The sequence below is a fragment of the Bacteroides oleiciplenus YIT 12058 genome, assembly GCF_000315485.1.
GTDB lineage: Bacteria > Bacteroidota > Bacteroidia > Bacteroidales > Bacteroidaceae > Bacteroides > Bacteroides oleiciplenus.
In genome coordinates this window covers 243,522-260,149 of the sequence record NZ_JH992943.1, presented here as the reverse complement: position 1 = coordinate 260,149, position 16,628 = coordinate 243,522, and the positions used below count along the sequence as shown (strand labels likewise).

Below are 16,628 nucleotides of genomic sequence, written 5' to 3'. Positions count from 1 at the left end.
GAGGCGAAGCATGAGATTATACCTAATGAGAATGAAACGAATGTTTATTACAACGCTGCTTGTCAGTGTATCATCCATGCTTTCGGCTCAATTGACTTATGGAACTACCGGCTTGCTACATGCTCCTTCGGCAGAAATGCAAAGGGACAAAACAGTGATGCTGGGAGGGAACTTTATGAATAAGGAGATAACTCCTCCTACGTGGTACTATCATACGTACAATTATTTTTTGAATGTAACTATTTTACCGTGGGTAGAGGTCGCTTACACTTGCACTCTCTTTAAAGCGGAAGCATTAGGTCTAAAGCCTTACGGATACTCTGGCTTTACTAACCAGGATAGATATTTTTCTGTCCGGCTACGAGCTTTGAAAGAAGGACAATTCTGGAAATATATGCCGGCTGTTGTCTTTGGTACATCAGATCCATTTACCTCATCCGGAGGTGGAGAAGTAGGTTCTACGGAGGGAAACGGATATTATAGTCGTTTTTATCTGGCGGCAACCAAACACTTTGCAATAGGAACAGAGGAAATTGGAGTGCATCTCTCTTACTTATATAATAAGAGGCGGGAGTATAAGCTGAATGGAATAGCGGCAGGTGTCAGTTATAATCCGACTTTTGCGCCTGATTTAAGGCTGATTGCAGAGTATGACTCAAAAGATTTTGCACTGGGTGCCACTTATTTGCTTTTCAAACACTTGCATATGCAGGTGGAGTTACAAAGAATGAAGTATTTCACTGGAGGATTATGCTTCCAATTTCGGTTGAAATAAAAAAGTTCTGCGTAAAAAGCATAGAGTTAATCATTAAAAACAGAAAAACAATGAAATGTAAATTTGGTATAGTATCTATCATGTTGGCAGGAATAGCTCTTACGGCTACTGCACAGACCAAAGAGAAATACTACAGCGAAAAATTTAAAGATAATATCTTTATTAGTGCTGGTGTAGGAGCTCAGGCATGCGTCAACCCTGATAACTTTGATTATGGCTTTGGGCATGCCATCACGTCGTTGATTCATGTATCGGTGGGTAAATTGTTCAACCCTATTTGGGGAGTCCGCGGACAAGTTGCCGGATTGTGGTCAACGTTGTATTCAGAGCATGGACAGATAAAAGGCGCTTATGCAGAAATCAAGAATAAGAAATATTTTACCCTGCATGCGGATGCTATGTATAATCTGTCTAATTCCATTGGTGGGTATAATCCTGACCGCTTGTTTACTTTATCTGTGTTTGCCGGACCTGGTTTGACTTTTGCAAAGACATATGGCGATCAGGATAAGTTGAACGCTTTGATTAACGGTTCTGTCGGTTTGATGGGACAGTTCAATGTAAACAGGTATCTGGATGTTAATATTGAAGCAAGAGGCGAAGTGTTTCCATCTATGTTTGGAAGCAAAAGCAATGCTTATACAGACGGTGCTGTATCTTTGACTGCCGGTGTTACTTATACTTTCGGCGGCAAGAAATTCATCTCTTGTGGCGCAAAGGTTGACCAGGATGCTATCAACGCTGAAATCAACAGATACAGAAGTGAATTGGAACAGGCTCAGGCTGACCTGGCTAACGCTAAGAACGCTTTGGCTAATGTGAAACCTGTAACTAAGGAAGTTGTGAAGGAAGTTGAAGTTGCCGGTCCCCGTGCTATCTTCTTCAAGATTGGTAGCGCTCGTATCGATGATTACGGTATGGTTAACATCCAGTTGGCAGCTAAGATTCTGAAAGCTAATCCGGATAAGAAGTATAAAGTTGCCGGTTATGCTGATAAGGCTACGGGTAGCGCTTCTTGGAACCAGAAGTTGTCTGAAAAACGTGCTCAGGGTGTTTACGATGCATTGATCAAAGAAGGCGTAAGCAAAGATCAACTTGAGCTCGTAGGCTTCGGTGGTACGGCTAATTTGTTTGGTAAGAACTATCTGAATCGCGTAGTTATTTTGGAATAAGAAAAAGTGGCCCAGGAGTGTAAACTCTATAAAAATATGAAAAGGTGTCTGGCGTTAGTTAGGCACCTTTTTTGTTATAAAGAATCCAATATTTTATATATTGATTATGAAAATAGATATGTAATTATATCACGATTTTACTATTAAATTAGAATTGTTTACATGGTTTATTTTTGTAATCAATGAATGAATTAGCTTTACTGTTAAATAATTGCTAAATGCAAAAAGCAAATAACGAATGAAATAGGAGGAGATAAAGGGTGAATACCTGAAAAATACACTAAACACATTAATGGCTTCTTTTTTCTTATTTGATATTTATTTATTGTTGATTATCAGTGTATTGTAGTTTTATTGCTACTAATTACCAATTCCTGTCTTTGGGGGTGATAAAAAGATATAATTAGTAATATATTTATATGTTTATGTATACCGGATCGTTCTTTTTTTGCAATTGGGTAAATGATGATAGTATTTTTGAAGTGGACTGCGATATAGGAATTCTGATTGTGATTTTGGGGGTGATTTGAATACGTGTTAGGTAGTCTTTTTATTATTATGGCTGCAAATGAAGGCAAATATCAAATTTAAATCGTAATTTTGTAGCCTATTATGAGTAGAATATTAGCTATTGATTACGGGAGGAAGCGTACGGGGATAGCTGTCAGTGATACATTGCAGATGATCGCTAACGGACTAACAACTGTGCCTACACATGAATTGCTGGCATTTATCCTTGATTATATAGGAAAAGAACCGGTGGAGCGTATTCTTGTAGGGCTTCCTAAGCAAATGAACAATGAGCTTTCAGAGAATATGAAACGCATAGAACCTTTTGTACGCTCATTAAAGAAAAAGCTGCCGGACATGCCTGTTGAATACGTTGATGAACGCTTCACTTCTGTTTTGGCGCACCGTACAATGTTGGAGGGTGGATTAAAAAAGAAAGATCGCCAGAATAAAGCACTTGTGGATGAAATCAGTGCGACTATTATTCTACAGAGTTATTTAGAGAATAAACGGTTTACCTTATAATATATAAGGTATAATACTTAAATATATAGTGATTTAGTAATTTGTAATTAGATAAAGAATGATTTTACCCATTTATGTATACGGCCAACCCGTATTGAGAAAAGTGGCGGAAGATATTACTCCCGACTATCCTAACTTGAAAGAATTGATTGCGAATATGTTTGAAACAATGGAACATGCAGAAGGCGTGGGACTTGCTGCTCCGCAGGTGGGGCTTCCTATTCGCGTCGTAGTTGTTGATCTGGATGTATTGTCTGAAGATTATCCTGAATATAAGAATTTTCGGAAGGCGTACATTAATCCCCATATTTTAGAGGTGTCAGGTGAAGAGGTATCCATGGAAGAAGGTTGTTTAAGTCTTCCGGGTATTCACGAATCGGTGAAACGTGGTAACAAGATTCATGTAACATATATGGATGAGAATATGGTGGAACATGATGAAATTGTTGAAGGTTATCTGGCACGTGTGATGCAACACGAATTCGACCATCTGGAAGGAAAGATGTTTATCGATCATTTGTCGCCTTTGCGTAAGCAAATGGTTAAGGGAAAACTGAATGCGATGCTGAAAGGAAAGGCTCATTGTACATATAAGGTGAAGACCGTAAGATAGCTTAATCTTATAATAAGGTATAAAAGGCTCAAAAAATATAAAAAGTCTTCCGTTAATCCTGCCAAGTAGACGAAAAGCATTAAATTTGTTTCGTTTACAAGCATTTATAAGACAAGATGATAAAAAAAATATTGACGGCTTTCCTGTTGCTTCCCACATTATTGTGCGCGCAAATCAATACGGAACGTGTGATGACAATTGCACGTAACGCATTATATTTTGAGGATTATGTGCTTTCTATCCAATATTTCAACCAGGTAATTAACGCTAAGCCTTATTTATATGAGCCTTACTTCTTTCGTGGTTTGGCAAAGATAAATTTGGATGATTTCCAGGGTGCGGAAGCGGATTGTGATGCTGCTATCCATCGTAATCCCTTTGTAGTGGGGGCTTATCAGATACGTGGATTGGCGCGTATCCGCCAGAATAATTATGATGGTGCTATTGAGGATTATACGATGGCTTTGAAGTATGACCCGGAGAATATTGTGCTTTGGCATAATCTGTCTCTCTGCCATATGCAGAAGGAAGATTATGATTCAGCTAAAGAAGACTTGGGAAAACTGCTGAAAATTGCCCCCCGATATACACGTGCTTATTTGATGCGCGGTGAAGTGTCGTTGAAGCAAAAGGATACGATACAGGCTTTGAATGACTTTGAGAAAGCGATTGATATGGATCGCTATGATCCTGATGGATGGGGAGCGCGTGCCATCGTTCGTTTGCAACAAGGAAAATATGCGGATGCAGAAGGTGATTTGGATCAAGCCATCCATTTAAGTGCAAAGAATGCTGGTAATTATATCAACCGTGCATTGGCGCGTTTTCACCAAAAGAATTTGAGAGGTGCCATGAGTGACTATGACTTGGCATTGGATATTGATCCTAATAATTTCCTTGGGCACTATAATCGTGGTTTGCTGCGTGCTCAGGTTGGTGACGACAACCGTGCAATTGAGGATTTTGATTTTGTTCTGCAAATAGAACCAGATAATATGATGGCGACTTTCAATCGTGGTTTGTTGCGTGCACAGACGGGGGATTATCGTGGTGCCATCAGTGATTACTCGAAGGTGATTGATGAATATCCTAATTTCATGGCCGGATATTATCATCGTGCCGAAGCTAGAAAGAAAGCTGGCGATCGTAAAGGGGCGGAACAGGATGAGTTTAAAATCATGAAAATGCAGATTGATAAGCGTAACGGTGCCACTGCGGATAATAAAGACAGTAAAGATGCATCGGATGATAAGGATCTTGCAGATAGTGATGAGGGGAACAAAACGCGCAAAAAGTCCGATAAGAATATGGAGAACTATCGGAAGATTGTGATTGCAGATGATTCGGAAGCGGACCAGAAGTATAAGAGCGATTATCGCGGACGTGTACAAGATCGTAATGTGAGCATTAAGATGGAACCAATGTATGCGTTGACATATTATGAGAAATCTAGTGAGGTGAAACGTATTGTTCATTTCCATAAATATATTGAAGAGCTGAACCATTCGAAAATATTCCCGAAACCGTTGCGAATCACTAATATGGAAGCTCCGTTGACGGAAGAGCAGGTGAGGTTCCACTTTGCTTTGGTTGATTCCCATACTTCGGATATTGTGGCAAATGATAAGGATGCTAAAAAGCGTTTTCTGCGTGGACTTGACTTCTATTTGGTTCAGGACTTTGCCAGTTCTATAGATGACTTTACGCAGGCAATCTTGCTGGATGACAAGTTCTTCCCTGCTTATTTTATGCGGGCGTTAGTACGTTACAAACAATTGGAATATAAGAAAGCGGAAGCTGGCTTGACTGAAGGGGTTCCTGGTGCTTCGGCCGATAATAAGAAACAGCCTGAAGTAACAGCACTGGATTATGATATTGTGAAAAATGATTTGGATCATGTCATCCAATTGGCTCCTGATTTTGTTTATGCCTATTATAATCGTGCCAATGTGTTATCCATGCTGAAAGATTATCGTGGGGCATTGGAGGATTATAATAAGGCGATTGAACTGAATGATGACTTTGCAGAAGCTTACTTCAACCGTGGATTGACTCATATTTTCCTGGGTAACAATAAGCTTGGTATAACGGATTTAAGCAAAGCAGGTGAGTTGGGTATTGTGTCAGCTTACAATATCATTAAGCGATTTACCGATACGCGTGAATAACATTTTTTTGCTAAAAAATAAAATATCAAAAAGAATTAGCTATTTTTGCGTTCTGAAAATTGAAATATACACAACATTATGATAAAGATAACATTTCCAGACGGCTCTGTACGTGAATATAACGAAGGAGTAACGGGGCTGCAGATTGCAGAAAGTATCAGCTCTCGCCTGGCACAGGAAGTGCTGGCATGTGGAGTAAACGGTGAGATTTATGATTTGGGACGTCCTATTAATGAGGACGCTGAGTTTGTTCTCTATAAATGGGAAGATGAACAAGGTAAGCATGCATTTTGGCATACCAGTGCTCACTTGCTTGCTGAGGCATTACAGGAATTATATCCGGGCATCCAGTTCGGCATCGGTCCTGCCATTGAAAATGGTTTCTACTATGATGTAGATCCGGGCGAAACTACCATTAAAGAGGCTGATTTGCCGATTATTGAGGCTAAAATGGCGGAACTGGTAGCTAAAAAGGAAGCAGTTATAAGAGAAAGTATTTCAAAAACGGATGCATTGAATAAATTCGGTGACCGTGGCGAAACCTATAAGTGTGAATTGATTTCCGAACTGGAAGATGGTCATATCACGACGTATACACAGGGTGCTTTCACGGACTTGTGCCGTGGTCCGCATTTGATGACTACTGCTCCTATCAAGGCTATCAAGTTGATGTCGGTGGCAGGTGCATATTGGCGTGGACATGAAGACCGCAAGATGATGACACGTATCTATGGCATTACATTCCCGAAAAAGAAAATGCTGGATGAATATCTGGTCATGGTGGAGGAAGCCAAAAAACGTGATCATCGCAAGATTGGTAAGGAGATGGATTTGTTCATGTTCTCTGATACGGTAGGTAAAGGCTTGCCGATGTGGCTACCGAAGGGTACTGCTTTGCGCTTGCGTTTGCAAGAGTTTCTGCGCCGTATCCAGGCACGTTATGACTATCAGGAGGTTATTACTCCGCCGATTGGCAACAAACTGTTGTATATCACTTCCGGTCACTATGCAAAATATGGTAAGGATTCATTCCAGCCTATCCATACACCGGAAGAAGGAGAGGAGTACTTCTTGAAACCTATGAACTGTCCTCATCACTGTATGATTTATAAAAATTCCCCCCGTTCGTATAAGGATTTGCCTTTACGTTTGGCTGAATTCGGCACAGTTTGTCGTTACGAGCAGAGCGGAGAGTTGCATGGATTGACGCGAGTGCGTAGTTTTACGCAGGATGATGCGCATATTTTCTGTCGTCCCGATCAGGTGAAAGATGAATTCCTACGCGTAATGGACATTATTTCTATCGTATTCCGTTCTATGGATTTTGCTAATGTGGAAGCGCAAATCTCCTTACGTGACAAAGTGAACCGTGAGAAATATATCGGTAGCGATGAGAACTGGGAAAGAGCTGAACAGTCTATCATTGAAGCTTGTGCAGAAAAAGGGTTGACTGCCAGAATTGAATATGGTGAAGCTGCCTTCTATGGTCCGAAGTTGGACTTTATGGTGAAAGATGCTATTGGTCGTCGTTGGCAGTTGGGAACTATCCAGGTGGATTATAACTTGCCGGAGCGCTTTGAACTGGAATATACGGGTGCTGATAACCAGAAGCATCGTCCGGTAATGATACATCGTGCGCCGTTTGGTTCGATGGAGCGTTTTGTAGCTGTGCTTATTGAGCATACAGCGGGTAAATTCCCATTATGGCTGACGCCTGAGCAGGTTGCTATTCTCCCTATCAGTGAGAAATTCAATGATTATGCACAAGAGGTGAAGAAATTCCTGAAACAATATGATATCCGCGCGATTGTGGATGAGCGCAATGAGAAAATCGGACGTAAGATTCGTGATAATGAGTTGAAGCGTATTCCTTACATGCTGATTGTTGGTGAGAAAGAAGCTGAAAATAGAGAAGTTTCTGTCCGCAAGCAGGGGGAAGGCGATAAAGGAACCATGAAATTTGAAGAATTTGCTAAAATTTTGAACGAAGAAGTTCAGAATATGATAAATAAATGGTAACTTTGCGCCCACTTGTGAAAGCATAGCATACTATTGATGTTCTAAAGATAGCTTTTACTTAACATTAAAAAATAATAATTTGGGAGTAGTAAATAAGAAACAAACTGGAAATAGAGGTTATTTAATGAAAAATGACAGCTTAAAAGGGCAGTATCGGATCAATGAACAAATCCGTGCCAAAGAAGTCCGCATAGTGGGCGATGAAGTAGAACCTAACGTGTATCCAATAGCTCAGGCATTGAAACTTGCTGAAGAGCATGAAGTGGATCTCGTAGAAATCTCTCCAAATGCACAACCCCCTGTTTGTCGTATCGTCGATTACTCTAAATTTCTTTATCAGCTGAAAAAGCGTCAGAAGGAACAGAAGGCAAAGCAGGTGAAAGTGAACGTGAAGGAAATTCGTTTCGGTCCTCAGACTGATGACCACGACTACAACTTCAAGTTGAAGCATGCCATAGGCTTTTTAGAAGATGGTGACAAGGTGAAAGCCTATGTGTTCTTCAAAGGGCGTTCAATCTTGTTTAAAGAACAAGGAGAGGTATTGCTGCTTCGTTTTGCCAATGACTTGGAAGAATATGCGAAAGTGGATCAAATGCCGATTTTGGAAGGGAAAAGGATGACAATTCAGCTCTCTCCGAAGAAAAAGGAGGCACCCAAGAAGCCGGTTGCACAGAAAGCAGCAGTTCCGGCTGAGAAAACAGAAGAATAAAAGAAATGAGTAACGCCACAGGTATAGTGCGTTGCCATATAATTTAAATAATTTAAAAATAAGTAAGATGCCAAAGATGAAGACTAACTCCGGTTCTAAAAAGAGATTTACTCTTACCGGAACAGGTAAAATCAAAAGAAAGCACGCTTTTCACAGTCACATTTTGACTAAGAAAACTAAGAAGCAAAAAAGAAATCTGTGCCATTCGACTACAGTTGACGTGACGAATGTAAGCCAGGTTAAGGAACTCTTAGCAATGAAGTAAAAAGCGTACAAAGTATTTAAGTATTAACCGAATGCATTAGCTTTAAGTCCGTTGCGTGAAGTAATGGCGCTAACATTCAAAAATTAGTAAAACTATGCCAAGATCAGTAAATCACGTTGCTTCCAGAGCAAGAAGAAAGAAAATTTTGAAATTAACCAGAGGTTACTTTGGTGCAAGAAAGAACGTATGGACCGTTGCCAAAAATACTTGGGAGAAAGGTTTGACTTATGCGTTCCGCGACCGTAAGAACAAGAAAAGAAACTTCCGCGCTCTGTGGATTCAGCGTATCAATGCTGCCGCTCGTTTGGAAGGTATGTCTTATTCTAAACTGATGGGTGCTTTGCACAAAGCAGGAATCGAAATCAACCGTAAAGTTTTGGCTGATTTAGCGATGAATCATCCGGAAGCTTTCAAGGCTATCGTAGCTAAAGCAAAAGCTGCTTAAGTTTATTTAGCAAATAGTTTACAAAGTGCTGATTACGAATGAGTAATCGGCACTTTTTGCTTATATAAGGGAGAATATAGCATAAAATATACTGTATAGAAGAAACAATTTCATGTTTTTCCTTGTTTCTTTGACAGAAACTTACTACATTTGTTGTAGAAAATATAGCCGCATTGATTGGATCGGGAAACTCATCAAACTATTATGAAATACCGAGACAAGCTTCGCTTCTCAATGGCGGGCCACGCCCTTCGGGGTAACCTTTGAGTCGGTGGATTACAAAGAGGACGAGCGCTCAAATCATGTCATTCGGAGTTTCATCACATCATCGGTGCGGCTTTTTATAAAGGGGAACGGTAATCTTGGTTGGTTACCGTTCCTTTTTCTTTTTGAATGCCATACTTTAACGACCAAAATGCTACACTTTGTCAAGGCAAATGCCGCACTTTACATACATTAAGGTGTGGCATTTGGGATGCTGAGATATGGCATTTAACTCATTGAGGTGCAGTATTTGGAAATAGAGGGATTTCTAAATAAAAAGCCGTCCCGTGTGGCAGTTGGTTTGTCTTACGGGGACGGCTTTTAGTTCTTTAAAGGCTTAGAAAACGCTTATGTGTTTTGACGTAAGTCTTTTACTCTGACTGCTTTTCCTTCGCTCTGTGGTAAGGAACCTTTTTTCACGAGTTTTAGTTTTGGAGTAACTAAGATTTCGTCTTTCAGTTGGCGGGTAATTTCTTTGCGCACTTTCTCCAATTCGATATAGTTATCAGTGGAGAGGTCGCTGAGTTCCACTTCTACAATCATTTCATCTTGGTTGTTTACTGTTTCCAGAGTGATGAGGTAATTGCTACCCAACTGAGGGAATTGTACTAATACCTTTTCTACCTGCATAGGGAAGATATTGACTCCCTTAATGATAAACATATCATCACTGCGCCCCTTGATGCGGTCTATGCGGAGATGAGTACGGCCACAAGGGCATTTTCCGGGAAGAATACGGGTGAGGTCGCGGGTACGGTAACGCAAAAGTGGCATCATTTCACGGTCAAGGGTCGTCAAAACCAATTCGCCAATTTCTCCTTCGGGAATAGGTTCTCCTGTCTCCGGATTGATAATTTCGACAAGGTAGCAGTCTTCCCAAAAGTGCATGCCTTCTTGTTCCTGACATTCAAATGCTACACCGGGACCATTCATTTCTGTCATACCGAAGCTGTTATAGGCTTTGACACCTAACATACGTTCGATTTTTCTGCGTTGTTCATCTGTGTGAGGTTCAGCGCCGATAACGAGCGTTTTAAGGCTGGTACTTGTTGGATCTATACCTTCTTCCTGAAATACTTCGGCCAAGCGAATGGCGTAGCTGGGAATGGCATGAAGCGCGGTTGTTTTAAAATCAGTGATGAATTTAATCTGGCGCTTGCTATTTCCGGCTGCAGCGGGAACAGTGAGGGCTCCTAGGCGTTCCGCACCGTATTGAAAGCCTAATCCTCCAGTGAACATGCCATAGCCGGAACTGTTCTGGAAAACATCTGTTTTGCGTATGCCTACCATATACAGGCAACGTGCTACGAGGTTTGCCCAAGAGTCTAGGTCATGTTGTGAGTGGACTATGACAGTCGGTGTACCGGTTGTTCCGCTTGAGGAGTGGATACGTACACCATCTTCTTTCATATTACCTGAAACTAGCCCGAATGGGTAGGTGGTACGCATATCTGCTTTGGTTGTAAATGGGATTTTGCGGATGTCATCCAAAGTTTGGATGCTGTCGGCGGTGATATTGTGTTCTTGGAATACTTTCTTGTAATATGGTGAATTTGCAGCAATGCTTATTGTTTTCTTAAGCCGTTGAAGCTGCAATTCCTGCAACTTCTCACGGCTCATGATTTCTATTTCTTCTTCCCAGTATTTGTTATTCATGGTTTTGGGGTTTTGAGGGTCTTACATTAATTTTTCAGCGATTTCCTTTCCGGCAGCAAGTGCCTTGAGATTCATCTCTACGATGGCCTCGCCTTTGCGTTCGAAGATTTCGCGGATACTGGTTTGTATTTTCTCATAATCAATGCCAAGGAAAGGGATGGTAGCTCCGAGCAAAACAATGTTTGCTACGCGGATGGAACCGATTTCTTTGGCTACTTTGTCTACATTAAGAACAATTCTATGAGGCAGTTTGTCTAGCTCCGCTCTTACATCGGCTTCTGCGGGATAGTTGGGGATATTAATAAATGGTGTTTCATTGGTCACCAACCAACCTTCAGGGCTTAAATAGGGCAGATAACGTAATCCTTCCATAGGTTCAAGTGAAATAATCAAGTCACATTTCCCAGAAGGGATGAGGTCAGAAGCGATAGGTTGGTCGCTAATGCGCAAGTTGGACTGTACATCTCCACCGCGTTGGCTCATGCCGTGTACTTCCGCTTGCTTCATATATAATCCGTCTTTAAGGGCGGCTTTACCGATTACGGTGGCAATAGAGAGGATACCTTGTCCACCTACGCCGGAAAGTATGATGTCTTTTTTCATGGCTTTACTTGTTTCGTTTTTTACGTGCTAACGTTTGAATACATTCTCTGCGCGGGATAATCACGGATACACCACGGTATTCGATTTCTTCGCGGATAATTTGCTTCATTTCTTCGTAGTTCTTTTTGAGGGGAACTACTACACGGATGTGCTCGGGAGCTACACCGATACCGGTACAGATTGCTTCGATACGTCCTGTTCCGGCAGAATCCTGACCGCCTGTCATGGCTGTGGTTTCATTGTCGGAGATAATGATGGTGACATTTGTATTCTCGTTGACGCAATCTAAAAGTCCTGTCATGCCGGAATGGGTGAACGTGGAGTCACCAATCACGGCTACTGCCGGATGGAGCCCACCATCTGCGGCGCCTTTTGCCATAGTGATGGATGCACCCATGTCTACACATGAGTTAATGGCATTGAATGGAGCACTAGCTCCTAAAGTATAGCAACCGATGTCGCTGAACACCTTGTGTGCAGGGTATTCTTCTTTTAAGACCTGTGTCAGCACTGTGTACATGTCGCGGTGACCGCAACCTTCACATAATGCGGGCGGGCGCATCTCTACGAGAGAAGGAATGCCAAAGCCTGATTTATTTTCTTTTCCCACGCTACGTGCTACCTTATCCGGATTCAACTCACCGTCTTGTGACAGTGTGCCATCCAAGCGTCCTTTAACTTTCACGCCAATACCAAGATAACCTTTCAATTGTTTTTCAACGAAAGGTTGCCCGTCCTCTAATACTAAAATTTCGTCACAGGCTTCTACCAGTTGCAGGAGCTGTTTCTTGGGTAATGGGTATTGTCCTATTTTCAATACGGGATATTCGCAACCTTCAGGATAGTTCTCCATCAGATAGTTATAGCCGATACCACAGGCTATAATACCCATTTTTTTGTTTGGTCCGTCAATGTATTTGTTGTATGGAGAATTTTCAGATGCTTCGATGAATTCAGCCTGGCGTTCCAGTAGATCTCTGTAGCGCTTACGTGCATTACCCGGAAGTAGGATGAACTGACGGGGATCTTCGCTAAAAGATATTTCATTCTGAGGTTGCTGTGTCTTTTGTTCTACGCCGGAACGGGAGTGTGCCAAGCGGGTGACCATGCGTAGTAATATTGGCTCACTGATTCTTTCAGAGAAAGCGAAACCATTGTAAATCATGTCATACGCTTCTTGCTGATTGCTTGGCTCGTACATGGGGATGAGTGAGAAATCACCGTAGAAACGGCTGTCTTGCTCATTCTGCGAGGAGTGCATGCTGGGGTCGTCTGCGGCTACGACTATTAATCCGCCTTTTACGCCTGTAACGGCTGAGTTAATAAAACAGTCGGCAGCTACATTCATACCTACATGTTTCATGCAGACTAATGCCCGTTTTCCGACAAATGACATACCTAAAGCAGCTTCCATTGCTGTCTTTTCGTTAGAAGACCAACGGCTGTGAATATTCTGTTCAGCCGTAATGGGTGCCGTCTGGATGTATTCTGTAATTTCCGTGGATGGAGTGCCGGGGTAGGCGTAAACACCCGAAAGCCCGGCATCTAATGCAGCTTGTGCAATGGCTTCATCGCCAAGTAAGAGTTGCTTGCTCATATCTGATTATTTTAATGTTAGTCATGGATTATTAAAAAGGAAATAATCTGCGTTTTTCACTCGCAAATATAGGCTTTTGCTTTTATTTTATTATGATTTTACTTGAAAATCTTTCTTTCGTTTAAGGCATTCCAATATTTTCTGGCATTTTTCATATGGTCAGCGTAATTGGATGCGAAGTTGTGAGTGCCTGAAAAGTCTTCTTTGGCACACATGTAAATGTAATCGTGCTTTGCATAGTTTAGTACGGCATCAATGCCGATAGGAGAGGGGATGCGTATCGGACCTGGGGGCAATCCGGCGTTCAGGTATGTATTATAAGGTGAATGAACGTTCAAGTGTTCATTGGTGATTCTTCTTAAGCCGAAATCCTGAAGAGCGAATTTGATCGTAGGATCTGCCTGTAATGGCATGTTTTTATGCAACCGATTGATGTACAGACCTGCAACCATAGGCTTTTCTTCATTGTTGTTTGTTTCTTCTTCTACAATGGAAGCAAGGGTGGATACCTCTTCTGGCGTCATGCCAATGGCTGTAGCTTTAGCCAGTCGATCTTGGTTCCAGAACTTTTCATGCTCTTTTTGCATGCGTTTGAAGAATTCATTTACGCTTATATCCCAATAAACTTGATAAGTTTCGGGGATGAATAAACTAGATAGTGTCTCTTTGGTATATCCCAGTTTTTTCTGGAATGTGCTGTCGTTCATTATAACTGCGATTTCAGCAGAGTCGACCATGAGTTGTTTTCCTACACTGCGTGCAAGTCTATCTAAAGTGCGTACATTGCTAATAGTCAGGTTTGTTGGCTCCTGATAACCTCTATATAGACGGCTAAAGACATGGTAGACATTTTCTCCCGGACGAATGGCATAACGTCCGGTATGGATATTTGAATTGTAGTCACGCCATTGAACCATCCAAAGAAAACCTGTGATGTTTTTGGGATGCCCCTGTGCTTTTACCTTATTATATATGGAGTCTGTTGTATCGTCTCTGTCGATATAAATATAAGTTGTCTTTTGAGGATGAAATTGTGGATAAAATAAATAGTAATATACTGTTCCAGTGCAAGCTGCACCAATAAGGAGCAGGATTATTAATCCTCCTATAAGAATTCTTTTTGTCTTTTTTTTCATCTGTTTCTGCAGTTTTCTTTAATCCTGCAAAGGTAAGAAGAATCTATGGAATAAAAAAAGAGATGCATAAGCATCTCTCTTTCTGAGCCGCTAGCCAGACTTGAACTGGCGACCTACGCGTTACGAATGCGTTGCTCTACCAACTGAGCTATAGCGGCAGTGACTTTTCGTTTACGGGGTGCAAATTTACAGCTTTCTTCGAAACTACGAAAAGAAAAGAAGATTTTTTTGAGAAAATCTTTCTTACTACTATTCACTCTATTTATTCTGTCATTTTTTCTTTTGAAAAAATTGTTTTATCGAACTAAAAAATACATCTTTGCAAATACTTTTGTCAATCTAAAATATGACAATAATTATGAATTTAAAAATTTATTATAAGAATTTCTCATCCCGTATCGCTTCAAGATGGACCATTTTGGCTGTTGATATTTGTTTGGTGGTGATTTCTATGCTTTTAGCATGTATTCTCCAATTAGGAGTATCATCTATGACATATAAAACGTCATTGTATGTGTGGATGATTTTTTTCTCTCTATTTTGTAATCTGTGTTTCTTTTCTGTTTTCTGCACATATGTCGGAGTTATTCGCTTTTCTTCATTTGTGGATGTTTACAGGGTGTTCATTTCTCTTACGATAAGCTATGGAGTACTAGGCATAGGGAATTTTTGTTGGTCGGCTTTTGGGCTAGGAGAGACATTGCCTAGCGGGATTATCTTCATTGCATATATTCTTAATTTTACATTTATGGTGTGTTTGCGTATTTTGGTGAAGATGCTGCATGAGACCTTGTCCTTTGATAATAGGCATTGCGTTAATGTGTTTATATATGGCTTTCGCGGTGCTGGGGTAAATATAGCTAAATCTATGCGTGTAAGCCGGAACAATCATTATCGTATATGTGGCTTCATTTCTGACGAGCCGTGGATGATAGGTAAACATACGATGGGATGTAGAGTGTATGCTAACGATAATAGGTTGTTTGAGCACTTGAGAAAGAAGAAAGTACATACAATTATTGTATCACCGGATAAGCTGGTGGATTTGGAGTCATCTGGTGCAATGGGACGGATATTGGCTGAAGAGATTAATGTGATGACTGTGCCTCCTTTGAGTGATTGTCTGAACGATGGAATTATAAAAGATATCCATATAAAAGATTGGCTCCGTCGTGAGCCGGTTCAGGTTGATATTCGTAAAATAGCGGCCTATGTTGAAGGGCATCGGGTATTGATAACGGGCGCTGCTGGTGCTGTAGGACAGGAAATCGTTCGTCAGCTAGCTGCGCTTAATCCGTATCAGTTGATTTTGATTGATCAGGCAGAATCTCCTTTGTATGATATTCAATTAGAATTATCGGATAATTGGAAAAATCTCGAGGTACGGGTATTAGTGGCTGATGTTGTGAATTATAGTCGTATGGAAGCTATTTTTAAACAGTATATGCCACAGTTGGTGTTTCATGCTGCATCTTACAAGAATATTTGTATGCTGGAAGATTATGTTACTGAGGCTGTTCAGGTTAATGTGGCCGGTACTAAAAATATTGCAGATCTGGCGATGAAATATAAAGTATATAAATGTATGATGATTTCTACTGATCATGCCTTTGCGCCAGTTCATGTAATGGGATATAGTAAACGCTTAGCGGAAATTTACATTCAAGGTCTTTCTCAAAAAATCGTACAGGAAAAACTTGCTACTAAATTAGTTATAATTCGTTTTGCAGATGTGTATCCGGATGCTCCTCGTAGTCTAATGACATTGTCGGAAGCATGTCAATTGATATTGGAAGTGGGAGATATTGGGGAAAATGGTGATATATATGTATTTGAAGATGAAGGAACATTGGAAAACGAGCCTACATGCTGTGTGAGAGTGAAAAAAAGTAAGGAAACCATTGCTGGGACTGATGTGGCGTGTAAACAGGTTGCTTCTTTGATTGAAAATAGTGAATCATGTGAATCTCTGACAATAATTAACGAAATGAAAAAAATAATTTCAAGCATTGCGGAATCTTCAATAGAGGTCTGAGGTGCTGATAGAGACCGTTTTAAATTCTTTTTCCAAAATTTAGATGTAAAATAAATGGGCGTTATGAAATAATATGCTACCTTTGTGCCCGATTTAAATTTAATTATTAAGAATACTAAATATTAGTCCAATACTT

General features: G+C 40.8%; 14 protein-coding genes and 1 tRNA gene. 10 read left to right on the top strand and 5 right to left on the bottom strand.

The genetic code is table 11. The annotated features are described in order from the left end of the window. Nucleotides 1–25: 25 nt before the first annotated feature. The 9 genes from HMPREF9447_RS17525 (at nucleotide 26) to rplT (ending at nucleotide 9,201) form a co-directional block, all read left to right on the top strand. Nucleotides 26–775, top strand: coding sequence for a YjbH domain-containing protein (locus tag HMPREF9447_RS17525; protein WP_394330300.1), 750 nt, complete (start codon nucleotides 26–28; stop codon nucleotides 773–775). A 50-nt stretch (nucleotides 776–825) separates the two neighbouring features. Next, nucleotides 826–1,947: an OmpA family protein gene (locus HMPREF9447_RS17520; RefSeq protein ID WP_009131095.1), complete on the top strand. Its 1,122-nt coding sequence runs from the start codon at nucleotides 826–828 to the stop codon at nucleotides 1,945–1,947. Nucleotides 1,948–2,559: 612 nt separating this feature from the next. Next, on the top strand, nucleotides 2,560–2,982 hold the full coding sequence (ruvX, locus tag HMPREF9447_RS17515; protein WP_009131093.1) for a Holliday junction resolvase RuvX: 423 nt from the start codon (nucleotides 2,560–2,562) through the stop codon (nucleotides 2,980–2,982). A gap of 58 nt (nucleotides 2,983–3,040) precedes the next feature. Further along, nucleotides 3,041–3,595: a peptide deformylase gene (gene def, locus HMPREF9447_RS17510; RefSeq protein ID WP_009131092.1), complete on the top strand. Its 555-nt coding sequence runs from the start codon at nucleotides 3,041–3,043 to the stop codon at nucleotides 3,593–3,595. Nucleotides 3,596–3,711: 116 nt separating this feature from the next. Continuing rightward, entirely contained in the window at nucleotides 3,712–5,763 is a 2,052-nt protein-coding gene (locus HMPREF9447_RS17505; protein WP_009131091.1) for a tetratricopeptide repeat protein, read from the top strand. Nucleotides 5,764–5,841: 78 nt separating this feature from the next. Continuing rightward, on the top strand, nucleotides 5,842–7,782 hold the full coding sequence (thrS, locus tag HMPREF9447_RS17500) for a threonine--tRNA ligase (protein WP_009131090.1): 1,941 nt from the start codon (nucleotides 5,842–5,844) through the stop codon (nucleotides 7,780–7,782). Between the two features lie 124 nt (nucleotides 7,783–7,906). Next, nucleotides 7,907–8,491 (top strand): translation initiation factor IF-3, encoded by a 585-nt coding sequence (gene infC, locus HMPREF9447_RS17495; protein ID WP_044138338.1) that lies wholly within the window; start codon nucleotides 7,907–7,909, stop codon nucleotides 8,489–8,491. Between the two features lie 67 nt (nucleotides 8,492–8,558). Next, entirely contained in the window at nucleotides 8,559–8,756 is a 198-nt protein-coding gene (rpmI, locus tag HMPREF9447_RS17490; RefSeq protein ID WP_007214084.1) for a 50S ribosomal protein L35, read from the top strand. Between the two features lie 94 nt (nucleotides 8,757–8,850). After that, nucleotides 8,851–9,201 (top strand): 50S ribosomal protein L20, encoded by a 351-nt coding sequence (gene rplT, locus HMPREF9447_RS17485; RefSeq protein WP_007214085.1) that lies wholly within the window; start codon nucleotides 8,851–8,853, stop codon nucleotides 9,199–9,201. 612 nt (nucleotides 9,202–9,813) lie between these two features. Here the strand turns inward: rplT and HMPREF9447_RS17480 are convergent. The 5 genes from HMPREF9447_RS17480 to HMPREF9447_RS17460 form a co-directional block, all read right to left on the bottom strand. Continuing rightward, on the bottom strand, nucleotides 9,814–11,121 hold the full coding sequence (locus HMPREF9447_RS17480) for a phenylacetate--CoA ligase (RefSeq protein WP_009131088.1): 1,308 nt from the start codon (nucleotides 11,119–11,121) through the stop codon (nucleotides 9,814–9,816). 21 nt (nucleotides 11,122–11,142) lie between these two features. Next, the gene (locus HMPREF9447_RS17475) at nucleotides 11,143–11,724 is read right to left on the bottom strand and encodes an indolepyruvate oxidoreductase subunit beta (protein ID WP_009131087.1); all 582 of its coding nucleotides are present in this window, start codon (nucleotides 11,722–11,724) and stop codon (nucleotides 11,143–11,145) included. A gap of 4 nt (nucleotides 11,725–11,728) precedes the next feature. Continuing rightward, entirely contained in the window at nucleotides 11,729–13,321 is a 1,593-nt protein-coding gene (locus HMPREF9447_RS17470) for a thiamine pyrophosphate-dependent enzyme (protein ID WP_009131086.1), read from the bottom strand. 98 nt (nucleotides 13,322–13,419) lie between these two features. Further along, nucleotides 13,420–14,457 (bottom strand): endolytic transglycosylase MltG, encoded by a 1,038-nt coding sequence (gene mltG, locus HMPREF9447_RS17465; RefSeq protein WP_009131085.1) that lies wholly within the window; start codon nucleotides 14,455–14,457, stop codon nucleotides 13,420–13,422. An 85-nt stretch (nucleotides 14,458–14,542) separates the two neighbouring features. Then, nucleotides 14,543–14,615 (bottom strand) — tRNA-Thr (locus HMPREF9447_RS17460). Nucleotides 14,616–14,815: 200 nt separating this feature from the next. On the opposite strand from HMPREF9447_RS17460, the gene HMPREF9447_RS17455 reads away from it, so the two are divergent. Further along, nucleotides 14,816–16,492 carry a polysaccharide biosynthesis protein gene (locus tag HMPREF9447_RS17455; RefSeq protein WP_009131084.1) on the top strand — a complete coding sequence of 559 codons (1,677 nt, stop codon included), beginning with the start codon at nucleotides 14,816–14,818 and terminating at the stop codon, nucleotides 16,490–16,492. Nucleotides 16,493–16,628: the final 136 nt, after the last annotated feature.